The following is a 21,146-nucleotide window of genomic DNA, read 5'->3' as shown; positions in this document are numbered from 1 at the left end:
CATCTATTAAATTAAAGGCCTGGCATGCTGAAATTCATTTTTTGTAGCTCACTCAATAACTTTGCTTGTTGATCTGCGTTCAGTTGCATGAGTGGTGGACGTACGCGTAACCATTCAGCATCTTTACTGTAGTGTGCAACGGCAGTTTTCATGCCAGCAATCATTTGATAATGAGCAAATACTGAACGTACTTGATCTAGGACATCTTGACGTTGATCTGCATCAGATTCTCTCCAATGCGCGGCTAATTCAGCGATAGCCCTAGGGTTTACGTTAGCCGTTGCGGAGATACAGCCGACCCCACCTGCCCGCAGGGCACGCATGAGAAATACTTCGCTGCCAGCGTATACGCGAAAACCCGATGGTGCCAAGAGCTTAATGACGGATTCTGTATACGCCCAGTCTCCAGAGCTGTCTTTCATGCCAACAACTGTCTTTGGGTACTCCTTATGAAGGCGCTCCAATAAAGAAAGACTCAGATTAATCTTCGTGACGGGTGGAATGTTGTAGATATAAATCTGCAATCCTGTATCACCCACTTTTTGGATTACCTCTGAGAAGTAGGCGAAGAGGCCATCATCAGTAATATCTTTGTAGTAGAACGGTGGCAACATCAACACGCCAGCACACTTGTGTTGCACTGCATGTTTAGTCATATGCACGGTGGCATCAATGGAGGTGGCTCCAGTTCCAGGCATCATGTGCGCTGGGTTCAAGCCGCCTTCAATCAACGCAATTAAGGTGTTCATCTTTTGCGGGTCTGACATCGAATTGGCTTCTGAGTTCGTGCCGAAGATCGCTTGACCGACGCCGTTAGCTTCAAGCCATTGACATTGCTTCAGTAATTTTTGTGCATCTGGACTGCCATCCGCTTTGAATGGAGTCAATACTGGCGAGAGTACTGCAGGCAGCGTTGAAGGGTGTAGGGAAATGGTCATACTTACTCCGGTTTAATTTTGAACTTCGGTGAGAAGTGGCTGTTGATTATAAAAAGCTTCTAAATTATTTATTGCTAAATTTGTCATTAATTGTCGCGTTTCGGAGGTAGCACTGCCAATATGCGGTGTAAGTAGGACATTATCGATATTTAAGAAGCCCCCATTCGGATTGGGCTCATTTTCAAATACATCTAATGCCGCACCGGCAATCCTTTTTTGCTGCAGTGCAACTAAAAGTGCAGCCTCATCGACCACACTTCCCCGGGCAATATTAATCAGGTAGCCCTGAGGTCCTAAAGCATCTAAGACTATAGCGTTGATCATTTTGTCTGTTTCTGGGCTGGCAGGGCAGGTCAGAAATAAGACGTCAGATACCTGTGCCAGAGCAGTGATATCTGGATAGAAATCATAGGGCAAGTCTTTTTGAGTGGGGCCGGTATAGGCTAGCTTGACTTTAAAGGGCTCAAGCCGTTTTGCCAGATCCTGTCCAATTCGCCCCATCCCGGCGATACCAACGCGTTTACCGGCCAAGGTGGTAGTCACTGTAAAAAGACCATTTTTCCAGGCTGCGCTTTGCACAAAAGTATGTGCTTGTGGAATACGGCGCAATAAGCCAAACAACATACCAATGGCCAATTCGCAGACAGCATCATTTAATACCCCTGGGGTATTGCTGGCAGCAATAGCGTGAGTCTTGAGGTAAGCAAGAGGGAGGTTGTCATAGCCAACACCGCAGGTGGCCACCATACGTACTTGAGGCAGCTGCTCTAGTAGCGCAACAGGTAATTTGGTATTGGAGCGAATCAAGATGCTCGTAAACGAGCCTGCCGGTATTGGAGAATTTGGGTCAAGAAGGCGGACAGGTGTGATGCGCTGGTCAATGACTGCTTGCATTACCTCTGGAAATTGCCCGACCTGCAGTACTGAATTGACTGGGATCATGTCTCACTTACTTTTTTATTGGAATAATGACAGCATTGTAAAAGGATTCGTAGTCCTTATCTTGCCACCCAAGGAGAAATTGAGATGTTATTTACCCCATCAGAAACTAAAGTCGTCATCGTTGGGGGCGGCACTATGGGTGCTGATGTAGCAGCGGTTTGTGCACGTGGAGGGTGTGCGGTTCAGGTACTGGAGCCTACAACTGAGCGCCGCGCACTTTTACCGGATTACTTTGCCAACACCATGATCGATCTTGGTTATGAGCACCGCCTACATTTGCTCTCTACTGCAGGCTCTTTAGAGGAAGTGGATTGGTCAGAAGTCGATTTAGTAATCGAGTGTGTTCCTGAGCGTTTAGATATTAAACAAGAGCTATTTGCCAAGTTAGAGAAGTATGCAAAGCCTGAGGCAGTTTTAGCCAGTAATAGCACTAGCTTTCCAATTAGTGATATTTCAGCTGGGTTGAAAACAGCGGCTCGGATGATTGGCTTACATTTCTTCATGCCGGCACACTTAGTGCCTTGTGTAGAGGTGGTCTACGGTACAAAGACTTCGCCGATGGTGGGCGAAAGCCTTTCTCGTCTGATGACGGCTTGCGGCATGGTTCCCGTTACCGTGAAAAAAGATTTACCAGGCTTCTTGGCAAATCGCTTGCAGCATGCCTTGTCCCGCGAAGCCTTCGCGATGGTCGATGCTGGGATTGCTAGCTTAGAAGATATTGATAGGGCTGTACGTTTTGGCTTTGGTTTTCGTTACATTGCTGCAGGACCTGCAATGCAGAGAGACCATGCTGGATTGGATGTACATGGTGCTGGTGGCGCAACGATTTATCCAACTCTCAATAACTCCCCGGATATTGCCAAATGCTTAAGTGATCGCATCGCTAGTGGCAAGCTGGGTATGAAAACTGGCGAGGGCTTTTATGCTTGGACTGCAGAGACTATGAAGGCGGAGCGAGAGCGCTACCAAGAAGCCTTGCGCGAAGGTTTAAAGATTATTCAAAAAGACCTTCCTGAGATCAAATAAATTAGGCGACATAGCCATGCATTGATTTATTCTTGGTAAATGAAAAAAATCATTCGTATCTGGGACTTGCCAATACGTCTGTTCCATTGGTTTTTAGTCCTTGGGATCATACTGAGCTTTGTGACTGTAAAGATTGGCGGTAATGCCATGGAGTGGCATGGGCGAGTTGGTTACTGTGTCCTGACTTTAATTATTTTCAGGATCTGCTGGGGTTTAATGGGTTCATACCATGCGCGTTTCATTCATTTTGTGCCTAGCCCCAGAGGGCTGCTCAGATTTCTATCCGGTAAATCAAGGGCAGGTCTTGGCCATAACCCCTTAGGCGCTTTATCTGTCATCGCTTTAATTACTTCAGTGGGCCTGCAAGCCGTCACTGGACTTTTTGCAAATGACGATGTTGCCTTTGAGGGACCGTTTTCAAAATATGTTTCTAATGAGGCGGTTCAGCTATTGACGTCTATTCATTATTTTAATGAGAACATTCTCATTATTTTGATTGTGCTTCATCTGTGCGCGATTCTGTATTACCAAAAATTTAAAGGTGAGAATTTAATTAAGCCGATGTTGGTGGGCGATAAAGAAATTGACCCAAGCAAAACAGAAATCAATCTCTCTGCAGACTTGGGTCAGGCTTCCAAGGATGGAAGTTTGCAAAGAGGCTTTGCACTATTACTACTGAGCCTCATTGCGGTAACGCTAGGTTACTTCATTACTAGCTGATTACTTTTTCTTAAAGTCATCATGGCAACCTTTGCAAGTAGCGCCTGCTGCACCAAAAGCCTTTTTGATTGCTTCTTGATCGCCTGACTGAGCAGCAGTATTCAAGCTAGCAACAGCCAACTGCATTTTTTCTCCAGCCGCTTTAAATTTAGCGTTATCTGACCATACGCCTGGAAGTGCATTGCCACCTTCTGTGCCAGGCCCAAATGCCTGCCATGGCAAAGTCGAGATCATGGCAACAACGGCCGCATTCTTTGCTACTTCATCTTTATTAAATGGCGCCTCGCCTTTAACAACGGCAGCAATTTTCCCAAAGGAATTGGCCATCACAGTAAAAGCACTTTGACGATATTTAATAGCGTCTTCTGGTTTTTTAAATTGTGCATAAGCAAGGCCTGTTCCGGCGACTAGTGTGGGCGCGATAGCAGCCAAAATTAAATGTTTCAGTTTCATAGTTAAGCTCCAGTGAGATCAGTGAGTTACCGCTGATGAGTTTGAATTTTGAGAATACTTCAGAAAAGCATTTGTAGGGGAAGTGTGACAAAGTAAACAACGCCCTTAAAAAAGGCCGTCAAGGGCTCCATCCAAAAGCTACCAATGAGCCCTGTAAAAACGAGTGCCAGAACGATAAAGAATCCATAGGGCTCTAGTTTCCCGAAGGCGATGGATTGCCGAGCCGGCAATAAGCTCGCCAGAATGCGACCCCCATCTAAGGGTGGCAGGGGGAATAGATTAAACACCAAGAGCACTAAATTCCAAGTAATGCCAGCTTGCGACATTGCCAACAAGAACCGTTCGTCAACTCCAAACCCAATCAGGGTAATCAAGAAAATAGCCCAAATCAGAGCTTGCGCGAAATTTGAGCCTGGTCCTGCTAAGGCGACCCAAATCGAGTCAATTCGAGGGTTGCGTAAGCGCCCAAAGTTGACCGGCACCGGCTTGGCATAGCCGATCAAGAATGGTGAGCTGGCCAAAATCAGCATGAGGGGGATTAGGATAGTTCCCACCGGATCTATATGTTTAATGGGGTTGAGACTGACTCTGCCGAGCATGTAGGCTGTATTGTCACCAAAATAACGGGCTGCATAGCCATGGGCAGCCTCATGAATGGTGATGGCAAAAATCAAAGGAATCGCATTAATGGCGATAGCTTGGATAGAATAGTCAGTAATCATGGCAATATGATATCCATAGGAGCAAAAAGTGACTGACGATAAAAAACCTGAATCAAAAATCCCCGCTAAGCCCGTAGCAGCTAAGCCAGTAGCACGTCCACCAGCCCCAAAAGGCCCATCCGGGCCTGGCGGCAGACCTCAGGCAGGCTTTGGGGGTGGAAAAGCCATAATGCGCAAGGCTGGCCGCGGCCGATAGTGGATAATTGCACTATCAAATAATGTATTTAACTGGGGTTTAGCATGAACGAATGGCATAAAGAGTCAAAAGAAGAAGTGAACAAGAAAATCATCACCTTGATCGTGATGTTGGCAGCTGCTACTAGCTTGGCTATTTTGTTTGCATTGGTTGCGGCTCACACTGGTTACGTATTTGGCTAATCTGCTGTAATGACTAGCCATCGCCAACCTGCAGTATTTGCTGGTCATGGCAGTCCGATGTACGCCATTGAGCCCAATCGCTATACAGCTGCTTGGGCCAATCTTGGCAAATCACTCAAACGCCCAGATGCCATCTTAGTTATCTCGGCCCATTGGGTAACCCGCGGAGTGTGGGTTACAGCAATGCCCAAACCTAAAACTATTCATGACTTTGGCGGATTTCCGCAAGCCCTGTTTGATATTCAATATCCAGCGCTCGGTAGTCCTGCACTGGCAGATCGGGTCAAAGAATTATTGGATGTTCCCGTGGTGCTTGAGGAGAATGAGTGGGGTATTGATCATGGTGCATGGTCTGTTCTGACATACCTCTATCCAAATGCAGATATACCGGTAGTGCAACTGAGCCTAGATGGTTCCATGACTGCGAGTGAGCATTACGAGCTTGCTAAAAAATTACGTCCTTTGCGTGACGAGAATATCTTGATCCTGGCTAGCGGTAATGTTGTGCATAACTTGCGCACGATTCATTGGGAGGAGGGTGCAACACCTTATTCATGGGCTAACGAGTTCAATGAGTTTTTTGTTTCTGAGATGCAGGCAAATCATCATGACAATTTAATTCATTGGGAGCAGTGCGGTGATGCCGCGCATTTATCTATTCCGACCCCTGAGCACTATTGGCCAGCTTTATATGCGCTTGCCCTGCAAGAGCAAGGTGAAACCTCTAAGGTGTTAGTGGATGGAGTAGAAATGAGCTCCATTAGCATGCTTGCTTTTTCAATCCAATAAATACCGAATATGTGGCTATCTTTTCTTGCAATTTTTTGTGGCGCAGGTCTGGGCGCTTTGCTTAGGGCAGGCTTTAATCTCGTCACAGTCAGTGTTGCCTCAACTCTTCCATTGGGAACGTTTATTTCTAATATGGTTGGCGGATATTTCATCGGAATTGCCGTAGCCTTTTTTGGTAATAATCAAAGCCTCTCCCCTGAATGGAAGCTATTCGTCATTACGGGTTTTTTAGGTGGCCTCACTACCTTCTCCAGCTTCTCTGCTGAAGTGGTCGGTTTTATGCAGCGTGGCGAAGTGAGTTGGGCACTGGGCACTGCGCTCTTACATTTAGCTGGCTCACTCTGCTTAACCTTTTTAGGTATTCTGACTTACCAAGCGTTGAAGTAAGTTTGCGCATCTAGATTACTCGGGCTTGATATTTCCGGCTCTAACCACAGCACTCCATTTTGCAGCCTCTGATTTGATGAGGGCTGCAAAATCAGCAGGACTGCCACCACCAATTTCATTTCCTTGGGAGAGCATTAACTCACGCAGTTGTGGATCTTTAAGCGCCTCATTAGATGCTTTATTTAATGTGTCGATAATGGCCTTAGGTGTGCCAGAAGGCGCAATAAATCCTTGCCAATTGAGTACCTCCACCTTAGGGTAGCTCAGCTCTGCAAAGCTGGGTACATTTGGAAATAGTGGAGATCTCTTTTTACTCGTGATAGCAATAGGGCGCAGTTTATCTGCTCTGATGTTGGGAACTGCAGAGTACATCTGATCAAACATCATATCGACGTTACCTGCCATCAAATCTGTTAAAGCAGCAGAGCCACTCTTGTAGGGCACATGAATCATTTGAATGCCAGCATTTTGCATAAACAGCTCAGCTGAGAGTTGATGGCTGCCGCCAATGCCTCCAGAAGAAAACGTCAGGGTCCCTGGTTTTGCCTTAGCTGCTGTAACAATATCTTGAATGGTTTTGTATGGAGAATTTGGGTTCACTACCAGAATTAGTGGACCCTTTTCTATCAGCATGATGGGGGTAAGATCCATCTCTGGGTCATACCGTAAATTCCCAAAAAGCGTTTTGTTTACCGCCATTGGCGCAAAGTTTCCCATACCAATGGTGTAGCCATCTGGGGCAGATCTTGCAATAAACTCAGTGCCGATATTTCCGCCGGCACCGGGTTTGTTGTCAATGACGAAGGGTTGTTTCAGAATCAAGCTCATTTTTTGCGCTAGCTGCCTACTGCGAGAGTCTGCGCTCCCACCTGCACCGTAAGGCACAACGATGGTAATGGGTTTAGTGGGGTAATTGGTTTGCGCTTGTGGCGTAGCAACAATAAGTAATGTCGCGCCAAATATAAATGTCTTAAGCAGTCTCATCATTTTCAAATTACTCCAATCATTCCTAGGGCTGCCCCTAGCGCAATTAAATATAAAGGATGCCAGCGAGTCAAAACAGTGACTCCGATTGTGACTATCGTAAGTACATATGCAGCATAGCTATGATTGATCTGTAAGGCAATCTGCCATGCGGAGGAAAGAACCAATCCAATCGCAAGTGCCGCAGCTGCATACTGAATCGATTTCTTTTTTTGCACATCTTTCATGCCTAGTATGAGGCGCTGCAAGTGATAAACCAAGATGGATGACGGCCAGGCAATTGCGAAGGTTGCAATCAAAGCCCCAAGCACCCCATAGACATGCCAGCCAATGAGCGTTACCGTCATGAAGTTAGGGCCCGGCGCTGCTTGAGCGATTGCAAAATAATCAGCAAAAGTTTGCAGGTCAATCCATTGCTCTTGGTAAACCGATAGCTTAAGTAAGCTTGGGAGTAAGGCATTTACTCCGCCAAAGGCAATGAGCGAGAAGGCAGAGAGTTTTAAAAATAGACTCAATAAAACACTCATAGTTTGCGAGCCTTTTTTTGTGCCAAGACCCAGGCTAGCGGAGATGCTATTAGGACCACCCAGCCAAGACCTAGCTGGTAGTAGCTGGCTGCAATTACGGTGACAAGTACAACCAGCAGCATTAGTGGAAAGCGTAACTCGTCACGCAACATCTTGATGCCAGTAGAGGCAATTAAGCCAACCCCAACAGCAGAGATACCCCGCAGTATTCCTTGGACAGACTCTAGGTCGCTGTAATGTGTATAGAGGATTGCTAATAGCATCACGATGCAGATCGGCCCCAGCGTTAAGCCTAGGACTGCCGCTAGTGCGCCTCTGGCGCCAGCAAACCGAGAACCTATGCAAACCGCAAGATTCACAATATTGGGGCCTGGAACAATTTGGCAGATACCCAAAATTGCGCTAAATTCTTCCGAACTCAACACCTTGTCCTGCTCAACCAAAGTGCGGCGCGCCCATGGTAGTACACCACCAAAACCAGACATGCCGATCTTACTAAAGCTGATAAATAATTCTGTTGGAGTCAGTGTTTTCAAAAGCGTTAAGGCTGATATGGATGGGGTGCTGGCTTTTGATCCAGCCAGGCCTCCAGAGTTTCAGTAATCCCCTGAGAGAACATTTTAAAGACAGGCTCCGCGATAAAACCTAGGTGGGGAGTGGCTAATAAATTTGGGGTGCTGCGCAAGGGATCATTGGATGGCAATGGTTCAATATCAAATACGTCAACAGCAGCTTGTCCGGGACAGCCTTTTTTGAGGGCAACGCATAAATCAGACATATTGATTAATGCAGAGCGCGAGGTGTTGACCAGAATGGAATCAGGGCGCATTAATGCGAGTTGATCGGCACTGATGAGGCCTTTGGTTCCAGGGCCCGCTACTAAGTGCATAGTGACTATTTTTGATGTGCTTAGTAGCTCATCAAGGCTAACGGAAGTTGCGCCTTCGGTTGCGGCACGTTCCTGCGTCATATTAGGACTCCAAGTGACTATCTCCATGCCGAATGCCTTACCAACACGAGCGACGGCACTGCCGATAGCACCAAGACCAATCACTCCCAAACGCTCACCTGAGAGCATGGGTAGAACCGAGAGTTCATCACGCCAGCCCCCAGAGATCACTAAATGATTTTGGCGAACCAATTGTTTTGAAGCTCCTAAAATTAATGCCCAGGTTAACTCGGTAGTAGTTTCTTTCGAAGGGCCTCCTAGCGTGCAGGCAATCGGAATATGACGAGCAAGGAGGGCAGCGCTATCTAACGTGCCATTTCGCTTTCCTGTGAACATCAATAATTTGAGCTTTGGCAGCCTTGCAATCATGGCTTCATTAAAGGGGGATCGGTCGCGTACGATGGCAATCACATCAGCGTCTTTGACTGCCTCATACAAGGCCTCATCCAGCAACGGCTCATGATGAATGGTGAGGTTTGAATTTTGCTCTATCCGGTCCCATTGAGAGAAGCGACGCAGAGCGCGCTCGTAATCTCCCAGGATGACAATATTAGGTAAATTGGCCATGACTCTCTTTGCTGATTTGTTATTCTGCTTGAGTTTACTATCGATCACTGAGTAATTTTGACAAAGGAAATCCCCATGATTTTGGAGCATTGCGATATCGAAATTGACCCAACCAAGGGTGCTGAATTTGAAGAGGCTATTTTGCGTGGCGTCAATACGGTGATAGCTAAAGCTAAAGGCTTTCAGGGCTTTAAGGTAAACCGCAGTATCGAAAGTCCTGCCCGTTATTTATTATTGATTTACTGGGATACCCTTGAGAACCATACAGTCGACTTTAGGGGGTCAGATGCCTTTGCTGATTGGCGAGCCATTGTTGGACCATTCTTCGTAAAACCCCCTTTTGTTGAGCATATGACTTTAGTGGGTAAATCGAGCTAGTACCTTCAGTAATTACGCGCTTTGTTTTTTTCGGATTGAGCGCTCAAGTGGGATGGTGTCTAGATTAGGTTCTAGCGCTTCCCGCTCATCAAATACAAAACAGCTGCCGGTGTAATGTGCGGAGCCAACTTCTTCAAAGTACTTGAGAATGCCGCCTTCAAGCTGATAACTATGTTGCATGCCAATTTCGCGCATGTAGAGCCCGGATTTTTCACAACGAATTCCGCCGGTACAAAAGCTCACCAAAGTTTTATCAGCTAGCTCGTCTTTATGTGCAGTAATGGCTTCGGGAAATTCTGTAAATTTCTCGATATTGAAATGCAGTGCATTGTCAAAAGTTCCATACTCAACTTCAAAAGCATTGCGTGTGTCTACCATGACGACCGGGCGTCCTAAATCATCTGTTCCACGATCAAGCCACTCTTGTAATTTTTTTGGTGTGATGAAGTTGGCGCGACCCTCTTCCGGACGAATCGCCGGGTGATTCATCCGAATAATTTCATTCTTAATTTTGACCAGCATCTTCTTAAAGGGCTGAGTTTCAGACCAGCTATCTTTGGTTTGCAGGGGTGCAAAGCGCGGATCCTGGCGCAAGTAATTTATAAAGCTGCGTAATTTAGGTTCGCTACCAGCTAGGAACATATTGATACCTTCGCCAGTCAGGAGAATGGTGCCCTTTAACTCGCCAGAATTGCACTCATCTAAGATCTCGGTGCGTAGCTCAGCTAAATTATCCAAACTGACAAATAAGTAGGCGGCTATGTTCAAAATTGGTTTCATAGGTAATCTCATCTTGCTCCGGCATCTATTATCAAACAAGCGGCAAGGATGGGTGGTAATCTTGCAGTCTTAATCGAGGGAGATGATGTCATGACGATTTACTTGAAAATAACTAAAAAAGCGCTTTTATTTAGCCTATTTGCGATGTTTGCTGGTTCTTTTGCCAGCGCTCAAACGGCCGGTGTGGGTACTTGGCCTACCCAAAAACCGATTCGCCTGATTGCTGTTTTCCCGCCAGGTGGCTCTGTGGATCAAGTGGCTCGCACCTTAGCTCCGGCTTTGCAGGCGGAATTAAAGCAAAACGTGATTGTTGAAAATATTGGCGGAGCATCTGGTGTGATCGGAACTGCCGCTATGACAAGGTCAGATCCTGATGGTTATACCTTTGCTGTGGTATTTGACACGCACGGTGTAAATCCGATCCTCAAAGATAAGCTCCCGTATGACACGATTAAAGATATAGCGCCTGTGACCTTAATTGGCACTTCACCGATGGTATTGGTCGCCAGTAAGAATTCTGGCATCACAAGCTTTAAGCAGTTGGTGGACCAGTCTAAGGCTGGCAAACCATTTAGCTATGGATCCATTGGCGTTGGTAGCCTTGGTCACTTAGCTATGGCACGTTTGGCTAAGCAAGCAGGATTTGATTGGAATCACGTGCCTTACCGTGGTGGAGGCCCATTGATGCAAGATGTACTGGGTGGTCAGGTTCCACTGGCTGTTGGCTCAGAATTCTTGGTCAAGCCCCATGTTGATAGTGGCGGTGTCATCCCCTTGGTAATCACTACTGCTAAAAGATCGCCTGAGTTGCCCAATGTGCCAACGATTGCTGAAAGTGGTTTCCCTGGATTTAATGCGCCAGCATGGTGGGCAGTATTGGCCCCAGGCAAAACCCCACCAGCAATTGTGAATGCCATGAATGATGCTGTCACTAAAGCATTAAAAACACCGGCTGTGTCTGAGAAACTGAAGTCTCAAGGGATTCAGATTGTCGCCGGCAACCCAGAAACTTTGCGTGACTTTATCGGTAAGCAAATTGCGATCTGGGGTAAGTTCGTGATTGAAAACAATATCAAAGAAGCGCAATAAGGAATTGATATGAGTGAGCGTTTAATTCCTTATCAGCCGATGGACTTAGCTGAGCCTGCTGAGTTGGTAGCAGCGATTCGTAAAAGACGTGGTGGCCAGTTTATTAATTTGGATCGCATGCTTTTACACAGTACCCCCATTGCCGAGGGCTGGAATCATTTTGTGGGCGAGATTCGCAATAACCTCTCCTTGGATCCAAAGCTGCGCGAGCTTGCAATGTGTGGGGTGGCTGTTCTAAATGGCGCCGAATATGAATTTTTTCACCACGCCCCGCCGTTTATCAAAGCAGGTGGTACTGAAGAGCAAGTTCAAGCACTACGTTTGATTGGTCAACCAAGCTTTCCTAGTACCTTATTCTCTGCTGTTGAAAATGATGCTGCAGAACTCACGTTTCAGATGACTCGCAATATTCAGGTTGATAGCGCCCTGATGAAGCGTTTGCAGGCTACTTTGGGAAATACCCATACTGTTGAACTTGTCACTGTAGTGGCAGCTTACAACATGGTCTCTCGGTTTTTGATCGCCTTGGATGTTAATCCTGAGGAGCATCCTCCTGAGTAATTTATGAATCAGGATAGATCCATTCACTGGGAAGAGAGTGGTCAGAACTGTTCAGCAGTTTGGCATTCTGAAAATGGCATCGCAGCACATAAAAAGGTGGTGACTGCCGACGATACATTAACGGCAGATGATGCCTATCATTTGGCATGTGCAGGTACTGCAATCCTCTGGAAAGGGGATTTTCAAAATGCCCGGCAACTATTGCAGGCCTTGGTTCGACGCATAGATAAGCCATCAAAAAAATCAAAGCGTGCCGGCAAGAGGGTGGATAAGTCTACTGATGCTGCCCCCAAGAAGACGGCAAAAGATATTTTTAATCAACATCGCCTGATTCAATCTCAGCGTGCCCGAGTATTGGGTATGTTGTTAATTCAATGCAATTTGGATCACTCGATTTCTTTGCGCCGAGCACCAGATATTTCCCAAGCATGTGCCGAAGCATATGGTGCCGTTGAGCACTCTTATGTAGTTTCTTTGCGTGAACTTTTGGGCGTGATTAGCGCTCATGAGTGGCGCAAGAATGGACTGCCTATTCTGGCTGATGAAAATGGTGAGCCAGTATTTGTCCATCCCCATTACGGCGTTTTCTCGCCTGTTCGCGGCGAGTACATTGAGTTAGTTTGTGCTGCCCCTTTGCCCAAATCCCTTGATGGCGCATCTACAGCTTTTGATATTGGCGTTGGTACTGGCGTACTGGCTATTATTTTGGCAATGCGGGATGTACAAAAAATTGTTGCCACTGATCAAGATGATCGAGCGCTTACGTGTGCCAAAGAAAATATTGCACTACTAGGTTTGGGTTCACAAATAGAGATTGTGAAAGCCAATTTATTTCCAGCAGGAAAGGCTTCATTAATTATCTGCAACCCACCATGGGTGCCTGCAAGACCTAGCTCTACCCTTGAGCATGCGGTATACGACCCTGATAGTCAGATGCTGAAAGGATATTTGGGTGGATTAAAGGATCATTTACTGCCCCAAGGCGAGGGCTGGTTGATTCTGTCTGATTTGGCCGAACATCTTGAGCTCAGAACTCGAGAAGAACTGCTCTCTTGGATTGAAGATGCTGGACTAGTTGTTCTTGGCCGTATTGATACCAAACCAAAACATTCAAAGGCGTTTGATGAGTCGGACTCTCTTCATTTTGCAAGAGCAGCTGAAACCACTTCACTCTGGCGCTTGGGTATCAAGTAAGTATTGCAAGTGCTTCACTTTACTTGGCGAATAGCTGACTGGGATCTTCGAATGCCTTGAACTCCAAGGCATTGCCAGCAGGATCGAGAAAGAACATCGTGGCTTGCTCACCTACTTTTCCTTTAAAGCGAATCTGTGGCTCGATAATGAATTTCATACCAGTGCTTCTTAATTTATCCGCTAACGCATGCCAATCTGGCATCGTCAACACTACCCCAAAGTGTTTTACGGGAACTTGATGTCCGTCAACCTCATTTGAGGCTGCATGACTGCATTCTTCAGGTGCAAGGTGGGCAACCAATTGGTGTCCAAAGAAGTCAAAATCAATCCATTCATCAGAGCTGCGACCTTCCGCGCAACCTAAGGTGCTACCGTAAAAAGTTCGAGCTGCCTCTAAATTGTCTACTGGAAAGGCAAGGTGAAATGGTTGAATATTAGACATGGCGACCCTTGATGAAATCTTGCTGGTTATAGATACGATAATTTGCAAAGTTTAGTATATTTAGCGAAGAACTACATTGAAATTCAACGGAGACTAAGATCTTGAGCATTCTATTGGGCAAGCTATGAGCAGCAGTTCGGACAAGACCAAAAAACTGGCACCAGAGGGCGGGCTTCGCAAAGGCTTAACCAGTTATGGTGATAAAGGCTTCTCCTTGTTTTTGCGTAAAGCATTTATCAAGGGTGCTGGCTATACCAACAGCGCTCTGGATCGCCCCGTTATTGGCATTATCAATACTGGTAGTGCTTATAACCCCTGTCACGGCAACATGCCGCAATTGATTGAGGCTGTAAAACGCGGCGTGATGTTGGCTGGTGGCTTGCCGATGGATTTTCCAACAATCTCAATCCATGAAAGCTTTGCCGCTCCTACCAGCATGTATTTGCGTAACCTGATGTCAATGGATACGGAGGAGATGTTGCGTGCTCAGCCGATGGATGCGGTAGTGATGATTGGTGGTTGCGATAAAACTGTACCCGCGCAAATGATGGGCGCTGCTTCTGCCGGTCTTCCAGCGATTCAGTTGATTACTGGCTCCATGCTGACTGGCTCCCATCGTAGTGAGCGTGTGGGTGCATGCACTGACTGTCGCCGCTATTGGGGAAAATTCCGTGCTGGCGAAATTGACGAAGCGGAAAAAGATGAAGTGAATGACCAATTGGTAGCTAGTGTAGGCACCTGCTCAGTCATGGGCACTGCTAGTACGATGGCATGTATCTCTGAAGCCCTCGGCATGACTGTGCCTGGCGGAGCAACACCGCCTGCTGTCACTGCCGACCGTATTCGGATTGCAGAAGAAACTGGTACTCGCGCTGTGCAAATGGCAAAAGACGGCTTAATGATTGATAAGGTATTAACAGCAGATGCTTTTGAGAACGCGATGCGTGTTTTATTGGCGATTGGCGGATCGACTAACGGCATCGTGCATTTAGCTGCTATCGCTGGTCGTATGGGGCTAGAGATTGACTTGGATGCACTCGATAAGATGGGTGATGAGACGCCAGTGTTGGTGGATTTGAAGCCCTCTGGTGATCACTACATGGAAAACTTCCATGATGCTGGTGGTATGACTACGCTGCTACGTGAACTGAAGCCTTTGTTAAAACTAGACGCAATGACAGTAACGGGTCGCACCTTAGGTGAAGAGATTGATGCAGCTCCGCCAAGCTTTAAGCAAGATGTAGTGCGCAAGTTCGATAACCCGATTTATCCACGTGGCAGCATTGCAGTTTTGCATGGCAATTTAGCACCCGGTGGCGCCATCATTAAACAATCCGCTGCCAATGAAAAGCTCATGGAGCATGAGGGGCGCGCTGTTGTTTTTGAAAACAGTGAAGATCTAGCCAATCGTATTGATAGTCCAGACTTAGATGTAATGGCGGATGATATTTTGGTGCTGAAGAATATTGGCCCTAAAGGCGCACCTGGTATGCCTGAAGCGGGGTATATTCCGATTCCGATGAAGCTTGCACGTGCTGGTGTAAAAGATATTGTGCGAATTTCTGATGGGCGCATGAGTGGTACTGCGTTCGGAACCATCGTGTTGCACGTGACTCCAGAGGCTGCAGTAGGTGGGCCACTCGCATTTGTAAATAATGGAGACCGCATTCGCTTGAGCGTGAAGAATCGTGAGATTAGTTTGTTGGTCTCAGATGAAGAGTTAGCTAAGCGTGCAAAAGACAATCCAGTAATAGAGCCCACTGCAGAGCGGGGCTATCTCAAACTATTCTTAGATACAGTTACGCAAGCAGACAAGGGCGTTGATTTTGATTTCTTGAGAGCAGTGAAGATGGTGGGTAAGACGCCAAAACGTTGAGCCAATCAATACTATAAAAAATAGAAGTAAAGAAAAACGCCACCCTGTTGGGTGGCGTTTGACTATTACAGACTTCAAAATGGTGGAGTCGGCGGGAATCGAACCCGCGTCCGCAAATCCTCTACAACAAGTTCTACATACTTAGTCATATCATTTAATTTAGCTAGCTAGTCACAGACTGACATGTTCCACGCTGGCGATTCACTAAGTTTTCGAATCATTCCCCGTGACATGAAATGATCTTATCTCTTGTAAATGACCCTGATCTAGCTTGCGCTAGCTGACCCAAGAGAGAATCAGTTCAGGGGCAACCGCAATTAAGCGGCTAGTGCGAAACGTTCGTCGTTTGCAGTTATTACATTCCCATTGATTTACGAGATAACGGGTCCTCGGTATGCCCTTGATGCTTTGTAATCCACGTCGAAACCATGTCGACCCCGGAGTTCATGCATTGGAAATTCTATTTTAAGGCGCTTACCCCTAAATTGCTTGTTATCTTTTTATCTCCCTACTGTGGGGAAGATGATTGCTAACAATTCTTTTGGGTGGTGCACAAGATAATCCGCTCCCCAAGCCTCTGGAGGCTCCTCACAGCCACAATAGCCATAGGCTGCTGCGATTGTCTGCATGCCCGCTGCTTTACCAGCCACGATGTCTCTGATGTCATCACCTACATATACTGATTTGGTCGGGTCAACGTTGGCAAGTCTTGCTGCGTGCAAAATGGGCTCAGGATGGGGTTTTGAATGGGGGGTGGTGTCACCAGAAACTGTTGATACTGCCCTTTGACGCAAGCCCATTAATTCAGTTAAGGGATTGGTGAAGCGCTCGCTTTTATTCGTGACAATCCCCCAAGGTAGCTTTGCACCATCTAATTGATCTAGCAGATGATCAACCCCATCAAAAATCACGCTGTTTACTAACAGCGCCTTTTCATAGTTTGAGAAGAATTCATCTCGAAGTGGAATGAAATCAGGGTGATCGGTGTCGATCCCAAATGCCCCTTTAATCAATCCACGAGCCCCTGCTGAAGCGCGGGGACGTAATACCTCATATTGCATGGGTGGAAGATTGCGAGCAATGAGGAGTTGGTTGGCGGCTGCAACAAGGTCTGGAGCTGTGTCAGCAAGAGTGCCATCTAGGTCAAAAAATATGCCATTGTAAGGACTTACTAACCCGCCACTCATTTGCGCACAACAATCATGTAGTTCACATCCACATCTTCCCCTAATTTGTAGACTTGCGTGATGGGGTTGTAAGTCATCCCCTTCATGCCGAGCATTTCTAATCCAGCGTGACGGGTAAATGCGACTAATTCGGAGGGTTTAATGAATTTGGCGTATTCATGGGTACCCTTGGGGAGCAGTCGCAAGATGTATTCAGCGCCAATAATGGCAAATAAGTAGGACTTGGGATTGCGGTTCAGGGTGCTAAAAAAGAGGGTGCCGCCTGGCTTGCAGAGGTTTGCACAAGCTTGAACCACAGAGGCTGGATCCGGAACATGCTCGAGCATCTCCATGCAGGTTATGACGTCATACTGCCCGGGCTCTTCATCGGCTAGTGCTTCAGCTGAAATTGAGCGGTATTTGAGGGTTGCACCCACTTCAAGTGCATGTAACTCGGCGACTTTCAGGGCCTTTTCGGATAGGTCGATACCGCAGGTATCGGCACCTGACTGCGCAATCGACTCTGCCAGAATTCCGCCGCCACAACCAACATCTAAAACTTTCTTGCCTTGGAGATCAACATAAGACTTTATCCAATTAAGGCGCAAGGGGTTAATGGCATGCAAGGGCTTGAATTCACTCTGGGGATCCCACCAGCGATGGGCTAGAGCGCTAAATTTAGCGATTTCAGATTGATCGACGTTCATAAGAGTAAAGACGCATTAAGCGCGTTGAAATAGGTGAATCACGAATATAGCGGAAATAAAAAAGCCCGGCAGAACCGGGCTTTTTTACAAGTAAAAAGAATTACTTAACTGCAGCTGTACCAACAACTTCGATGTCGGTGCGGCGGTTCTTAGCGCGACCTTCGGCAGTTGCATTGCTTGCAACTGGATTGCTCTTGCCTTTAGATTCTGTGTAAATACGGCTACCGTCAACACCTTTGCTTACTAGGTAAGCTTTAACTGACTGAGCGCGACGCTGGCCGAGAGCCATGTTGTAGGCATCAGTACCAACGCTATCAGTGTTACCAACAGCAATAATTACTTCTAATTTGATTTTGCTTAAGTCTTTAGCGATTTTGTCTAAAGTTGCTTGACCTTCTGCCTTCAATGTTGCTTTATCGAAGTCATAGAGTGTGTCAGCTTGCAAAGTGATTTTGCTTTGTGTAACGCTTGATTTAGCAGCAGCAGCAGCTTTAGGAGCCAAGAAACCATCGCAACCCTTTGCAGCAGTCGCAGGTGTCCAGCTAGCATCACGCCAGCATAATGTGCCGTCGCCGTTTTTCCAAGAAATGCCGGTGGCGTTGGCCCAGTTGTCAACGTTTTGGGCGGAAGTAGCAGTCGCAGCAACAGTGATAACGCCAGCAAATACTAGTTTTAGGGTTTTGTTCATTTTTAGTCCTCAAAAATCTCTTTTTTAATTAAAGTCAAACTTAAATGTAATTCGCCCTACTTTGAAGCAAAAACCGCAAAGCGACACATCTCAATTTCGTACAAACTGTCAGAATATTAGCATAGGGGCTATCAGTCATCAAAATGATATTATTTCTAAATGGAACAAGCCGCTAAAGAAACACTACCAATATCCCTAGAAGACGAAATGCGGCGGTCCTATTTGGACTACGCAATGAGCGTCATTGTCGGCAGAGCCCTGCCAGACGTACGTGACGGCCTCAAACCGGTTCATCGCCGGGTCTTATTCGCGATGTATGAATTAAACAACGATTGGAACCGCGCTTACAAAAAATCTGCCCGTATAGTTGGCGATGTGATCGGTAAATACCATCCACATGGCGATTCTGCGGTGTATGACACCATTGTTCGCATGGCCCAGGACTTCTCTCTGCGCTATATGCTGGTTGACGGGCAGGGCAACTTTGGCTCCGTAGACGGTGACAACGCTGCTGCAATGCGCTATACCGAGATCCGCCTTCGTAAGATTGCCCATGAGTTATTGGCTGATTTAGACAAGGAAACCGTAGATTTTGGGCCAAATTACGACGGTAGCGAGAAAGAGCCCCTGATTCTTCCTGCAAAAGTGCCTAATTTGCTGATTAACGGTAGCTCAGGCATTGCCGTGGGTATGGCGACCAATATCCCTCCCCATAACCTGGATGAGGTGGTTACGGCCTGTTTACACGTCTTGCACAACCCAGAATGCACGATCGACGAGTTAATTGAGATCATCCCAGCGCCGGATTTTCCGACCGCCGGCATTATTTATGGTGTTCAAGGGGTTCGTGAGGGCTATCGCACCGGCCGCGGCCGCGTAGTGATGCGTGCAAAGACCCATTTTGAAGACCTTGACAAGGGTGCTCGTCAGGCGATCATAGTTGATGAGTTGCCTTATCAGGTAAACAAAAAGAACTTGCTCGAGCGGATTGCCGAGTTAGTCAATGAGAAAAAAGTAGAAGGCATCTCTGATCTGCGTGATGAGTCTGATAAGTCAGGTATGCGCGTAGTCATCGAGCTCAAGCGCGGTGAAGTACCTGAAGTGGTTCTTAATAATTTATATAAGAGCACTCAACTGCAAGATAACTTCGGTATGAACATGGTGGCCCTAGTAGACAACCAGCCACGTCTGTTGAATCTGAAGCAAATGCTGGAGTACTTCTTGCAACACCGTCGCGAAGTGGTGACACGTCGTACGATTTTTGAATTACGCAAAGCACGCGAGCGTGGCCATGTCTTAGAAGGTTTGGCAGTTGCGTTGGCAAATATTGATGAATTTATTGCCATTATTAAAGCTGCAGCAAACCCCGTAGTTGCTAAGCAAGAATTGATGAGTAAGGCTTGGGACTCTTCCATGGTGCGCGAGATGTTGGCTCGTGCCGAGACTGATACTCCAGGCGGTCGCAATGCTTACCGTCCCGAAGGTTTGTTGCCAGAGTACGGTATGCAAACTACTGGTCTCTATCGTTTGTCTGATAGTCAAGCACAAGAAATTTTGCAGATGCGTTTGCAGCGCTTGACTGGTCTTGAGCAAGACAAGATCGTCAATGAGTACAAAGATGTAATGGCAGAGATTTCGGATTTGCTCGACTTACTCGCCAAGCCAGAGCGTGTCACTCAAGTCATTGAGTCTGAATTGAAAGAAGTTCAAGCGGAATTTGGTATTGCTGGTGGTGACTCTGGACGTCGTTCATTTATTGAAATGAATGCAACCGAGTTGTTTACAGAAGATCTGATCACTCCACAAGATATGGTGGTTACGCTCTCGAACACGGGCTACATGAAGAGTCAGCCTCTAAGTGAATACCGTGCCCAAAAACGAGGTGGTCGTGGCAAACAAGCTGCAGCTACCAAGAATGAAGACTGGATTGAGACACTTTTCGTTGCCAACACACATGACATCATCCTGTGCTTCTCTGATCGTGGACGTATGTACTGGCTCAAAGTGTGGGAAGTTCCACAAGGTAGCCGAAATTCACGCGGTAAGCCAATCGTGAATATGTTCCCGCTGATTGAGGGCGAAAAGATTACTGTGATTCTCCCGATCAAGGGATATCAAGATGATCATTACGTCTTTATGGCGACGAGCTTGGGTACAGTGAAGAAGACGCGTTTGTCTGACTTCTCTAATCCGCGTAAGGCCGGAATTATTGCTGTCGACTTAAATGAAAACGACTTCTTGGTTGGTGCAGCAATTACGGATGGTCAGCATGATGTGATGCTGTTCTCCGACGCTGGCAAAGCTGTACGCTTTGATGAGAACGACGTGCGTCCAATGGGTCGTACAGCGCGCGGTGTGCGTGGCATGAACTTAGGTGAAGGTCATCAAGTAATTGCCATGCTGGTTGCCCCAGCTGAAGCTGCTGAAGGCGCTGAAGCAGCTGTCGTTGATCCAAATGGTCTCGCAATTCCTAATAGCGTATTAACTGCAACAGAAAATGGTTTTGGTAAGCGTACTCCGATTGGTGAATATACCCGTCATGGTCGTGGCACTAAAGGCATGATTGCAATTCAAACAACTGAGCGAAACGGAAAAGTAGTTGCCGCTGCTTTGGTATCTCCAGAAGATCAAATTATGTTGATTACTACTGGCGGTATTTTGGTGCGCACTCGTGTTTCAGAGATTCGTGAGATGGGGCGCGCAACACAAGGCGTTACTTTGATCAACGTGGATGAAGGTACCCGTTTGTCTGGCTTGCAGCGGATTGCTGAAAGCGATTCTGATGATGAGAGCGATCTTGAAGATGGTGAAGACGGCGATCCAGCGCTTGATTCCAATCCTGATGAAGCTGGTGATGCCTAATTGGCATTCATTAAAGGTTAA

The 21,146-nt window shown here is 46.8% G+C and carries 25 protein-coding genes and 1 other RNA gene; 12 read left to right on the top strand and 14 right to left on the bottom strand.

The features are described 5' to 3' along the window. Nucleotides 1–11: 11 nt before the first annotated feature. Both CL55_RS08130 and CL55_RS08125 read right to left on the bottom strand, forming a co-directional pair. The gene (locus CL55_RS08130; protein ID WP_046330635.1) at nt 12–938 is read right to left on the bottom strand and encodes a dihydrodipicolinate synthase family protein; all 927 of its coding nucleotides are present in this window, start codon (nt 936–938) and stop codon (nt 12–14) included. 12 nt (nt 939–950) lie between these two features. Then, complete coding sequence (locus tag CL55_RS08125; RefSeq protein ID WP_046330634.1) at nt 951–1,880, bottom strand: 2-hydroxyacid dehydrogenase; 930 nt, start codon at nt 1,878–1,880, stop codon at nt 951–953. An 84-nt stretch (nt 1,881–1,964) separates the two neighbouring features. On the opposite strand from CL55_RS08125, the gene CL55_RS08120 reads away from it, so the two are divergent. Further along, nucleotides 1,965–2,906, top strand: coding sequence for a 3-hydroxyacyl-CoA dehydrogenase family protein (locus CL55_RS08120; protein ID WP_046330633.1), 942 nt, complete (start codon nt 1,965–1,967; stop codon nt 2,904–2,906). 39 nt (nt 2,907–2,945) lie between these two features. Then, entirely contained in the window at nt 2,946–3,626 is a 681-nt protein-coding gene (locus tag CL55_RS08115; RefSeq protein WP_046330632.1) for a cytochrome b/b6 domain-containing protein, read from the top strand. On the opposite strand, the gene CL55_RS08110 is transcribed toward CL55_RS08115, so the two are convergent. Together CL55_RS08110 and CL55_RS08105 are read right to left on the bottom strand one after the other, a co-directional pair. Next, the gene (locus CL55_RS08110; protein ID WP_046330631.1) at nt 3,627–4,079 is read right to left on the bottom strand and encodes a c-type cytochrome; all 453 of its coding nucleotides are present in this window, start codon (nt 4,077–4,079) and stop codon (nt 3,627–3,629) included. A 59-nt stretch (nt 4,080–4,138) separates the two neighbouring features. Further along, nucleotides 4,139–4,801 carry a site-2 protease family protein gene (locus tag CL55_RS08105; RefSeq protein ID WP_046330630.1) on the bottom strand — a complete coding sequence of 221 codons (663 nt, stop codon included), beginning with the start codon at nt 4,799–4,801 and terminating at the stop codon, nt 4,139–4,141. A gap of 28 nt (nt 4,802–4,829) precedes the next feature. Here CL55_RS08105 and CL55_RS10675 point away from each other — a divergent pair, with 28 nt between their 5' ends. Genes CL55_RS10675 through crcB form a run of 4 tightly spaced genes read left to right on the top strand, consistent with a single transcriptional unit; the run spans nt 4,830 to nt 6,355 of the window. Beyond that, complete coding sequence (locus tag CL55_RS10675) at nt 4,830–4,997, top strand: hypothetical protein (protein ID WP_156156292.1); 168 nt, start codon at nt 4,830–4,832, stop codon at nt 4,995–4,997. Between the two features lie 44 nt (nt 4,998–5,041). After that, nucleotides 5,042–5,179: a hypothetical protein gene (locus tag CL55_RS10715; RefSeq protein WP_170217005.1), complete on the top strand. Its 138-nt coding sequence runs from the start codon at nt 5,042–5,044 to the stop codon at nt 5,177–5,179. Between the two features lie 9 nt (nt 5,180–5,188). After that, entirely contained in the window at nt 5,189–5,968 is a 780-nt protein-coding gene (gene ygiD, locus CL55_RS08100) for a 4,5-DOPA-extradiol-dioxygenase (protein ID WP_046330629.1), read from the top strand. A gap of 9 nt (nt 5,969–5,977) precedes the next feature. Continuing rightward, nucleotides 5,978–6,355: a fluoride efflux transporter CrcB gene (gene crcB / locus CL55_RS08095; RefSeq protein WP_046330628.1), complete on the top strand. Its 378-nt coding sequence runs from the start codon at nt 5,978–5,980 to the stop codon at nt 6,353–6,355. A gap of 15 nt (nt 6,356–6,370) precedes the next feature. Here the strand turns inward: crcB and CL55_RS08090 are convergent, their stop codons facing one another. The 4 genes from CL55_RS08090 to CL55_RS08075 are packed head-to-tail and all read right to left on the bottom strand — an operon-like array spanning nt 6,371 to nt 9,382. Beyond that, on the bottom strand, nt 6,371–7,339 hold the full coding sequence (locus CL55_RS08090) for a Bug family tripartite tricarboxylate transporter substrate binding protein (protein WP_046331263.1): 969 nt from the start codon (nt 7,337–7,339) through the stop codon (nt 6,371–6,373). Nucleotides 7,340–7,344: 5 nt separating this feature from the next. Then, complete coding sequence (locus CL55_RS08085) at nt 7,345–7,866, bottom strand: chromate transporter (protein ID WP_046330627.1); 522 nt, start codon at nt 7,864–7,866, stop codon at nt 7,345–7,347. Beyond that, entirely contained in the window at nt 7,863–8,402 is a 540-nt protein-coding gene (locus CL55_RS08080) for a chromate transporter (RefSeq protein WP_082091916.1), read from the bottom strand. Before CL55_RS08080 ends, CL55_RS08085 begins: the two co-directional genes overlap by 4 nt. Before the next feature lie 5 nt (nt 8,403–8,407). Continuing rightward, nucleotides 8,408–9,382, bottom strand: coding sequence for a D-2-hydroxyacid dehydrogenase family protein (locus CL55_RS08075; RefSeq protein WP_052728807.1), 975 nt, complete (start codon nt 9,380–9,382; stop codon nt 8,408–8,410). A gap of 75 nt (nt 9,383–9,457) precedes the next feature. On the opposite strand from CL55_RS08075, the gene CL55_RS08070 reads away from it, so the two are divergent. Beyond that, nucleotides 9,458–9,760, top strand: a complete 303-nt coding sequence (locus CL55_RS08070) for an antibiotic biosynthesis monooxygenase family protein (RefSeq protein ID WP_046330625.1) — start codon at nt 9,458–9,460, stop codon at nt 9,758–9,760. 12 nt (nt 9,761–9,772) lie between these two features. Here CL55_RS08070 and CL55_RS08065 read toward each other — a convergent pair whose 3' ends face one another. Beyond that, nucleotides 9,773–10,540, bottom strand: coding sequence for a sulfurtransferase (locus tag CL55_RS08065; protein WP_046330624.1), 768 nt, complete (start codon nt 10,538–10,540; stop codon nt 9,773–9,775). A gap of 90 nt (nt 10,541–10,630) precedes the next feature. Between CL55_RS08065 and CL55_RS08060 the strand changes: the two genes are divergently transcribed. Genes CL55_RS08060 through CL55_RS08050 form a run of 3 tightly spaced genes read left to right on the top strand, consistent with a single transcriptional unit; the run spans nt 10,631 to nt 13,384 of the window. Continuing rightward, nucleotides 10,631–11,629: a tripartite tricarboxylate transporter substrate binding protein gene (locus CL55_RS08060; RefSeq protein ID WP_046331261.1), complete on the top strand. Its 999-nt coding sequence runs from the start codon at nt 10,631–10,633 to the stop codon at nt 11,627–11,629. Nucleotides 11,630–11,638: 9 nt separating this feature from the next. After that, entirely contained in the window at nt 11,639–12,190 is a 552-nt protein-coding gene (locus CL55_RS08055) for a carboxymuconolactone decarboxylase family protein (RefSeq protein ID WP_046330623.1), read from the top strand. A gap of 3 nt (nt 12,191–12,193) precedes the next feature. Continuing rightward, a complete protein-coding gene (locus CL55_RS08050) occupies nt 12,194–13,384 on the top strand; it encodes a methyltransferase (protein ID WP_046330622.1) in 1,191 nt (396 codons plus the stop codon). Nucleotides 13,385–13,403: 19 nt separating this feature from the next. On the opposite strand, the gene CL55_RS08045 is transcribed toward CL55_RS08050, so the two are convergent. Then, nucleotides 13,404–13,826 carry a VOC family protein gene (locus CL55_RS08045; protein ID WP_046330621.1) on the bottom strand — a complete coding sequence of 141 codons (423 nt, stop codon included), beginning with the start codon at nt 13,824–13,826 and terminating at the stop codon, nt 13,404–13,406. Between the two features lie 124 nt (nt 13,827–13,950). Between CL55_RS08045 and CL55_RS08040 the strand changes: the two genes are divergently transcribed. Further along, a complete protein-coding gene (locus tag CL55_RS08040) occupies nt 13,951–15,702 on the top strand; it encodes an IlvD/Edd family dehydratase (RefSeq protein ID WP_046330620.1) in 1,752 nt (583 codons plus the stop codon). Nucleotides 15,703–15,782: 80 nt separating this feature from the next. Here the strand turns inward: CL55_RS08040 and ssrA are convergent. The 4 genes from ssrA to ompA form a co-directional block, all read right to left on the bottom strand. Then, nucleotides 15,783–16,141: a transfer-messenger RNA gene (gene ssrA, locus CL55_RS10515) on the bottom strand. A 61-nt stretch (nt 16,142–16,202) separates the two neighbouring features. After that, complete coding sequence (locus CL55_RS08035; RefSeq protein WP_046330619.1) at nt 16,203–16,889, bottom strand: HAD family hydrolase; 687 nt, start codon at nt 16,887–16,889, stop codon at nt 16,203–16,205. Then, the gene (gene ubiG, locus CL55_RS08030; RefSeq protein ID WP_046330618.1) at nt 16,886–17,575 is read right to left on the bottom strand and encodes a bifunctional 2-polyprenyl-6-hydroxyphenol methylase/3-demethylubiquinol 3-O-methyltransferase UbiG; all 690 of its coding nucleotides are present in this window, start codon (nt 17,573–17,575) and stop codon (nt 16,886–16,888) included. The genes CL55_RS08035 and ubiG overlap by 4 nt, the downstream gene beginning before the upstream one ends. Nucleotides 17,576–17,675: 100 nt before the next feature. After that, complete coding sequence (gene ompA, locus CL55_RS08025) at nt 17,676–18,263, bottom strand: outer membrane protein OmpA (RefSeq protein ID WP_046330617.1); 588 nt, start codon at nt 18,261–18,263, stop codon at nt 17,676–17,678. Between the two features lie 159 nt (nt 18,264–18,422). On the opposite strand from ompA, the gene gyrA reads away from it, so the two are divergent. Beyond that, complete coding sequence (gyrA, locus tag CL55_RS08020; RefSeq protein ID WP_046330616.1) at nt 18,423–21,125, top strand: DNA gyrase subunit A; 2,703 nt, start codon at nt 18,423–18,425, stop codon at nt 21,123–21,125. Nucleotides 21,126–21,146: the final 21 nt, after the last annotated feature.

The sequence above is a fragment of the Polynucleobacter duraquae genome, assembly GCF_000973625.1.
Lineage (GTDB): Bacteria > Pseudomonadota > Gammaproteobacteria > Burkholderiales > Burkholderiaceae > Polynucleobacter > Polynucleobacter duraquae.
This window is presented reverse-complemented; position numbering and strand designations above follow the sequence as displayed.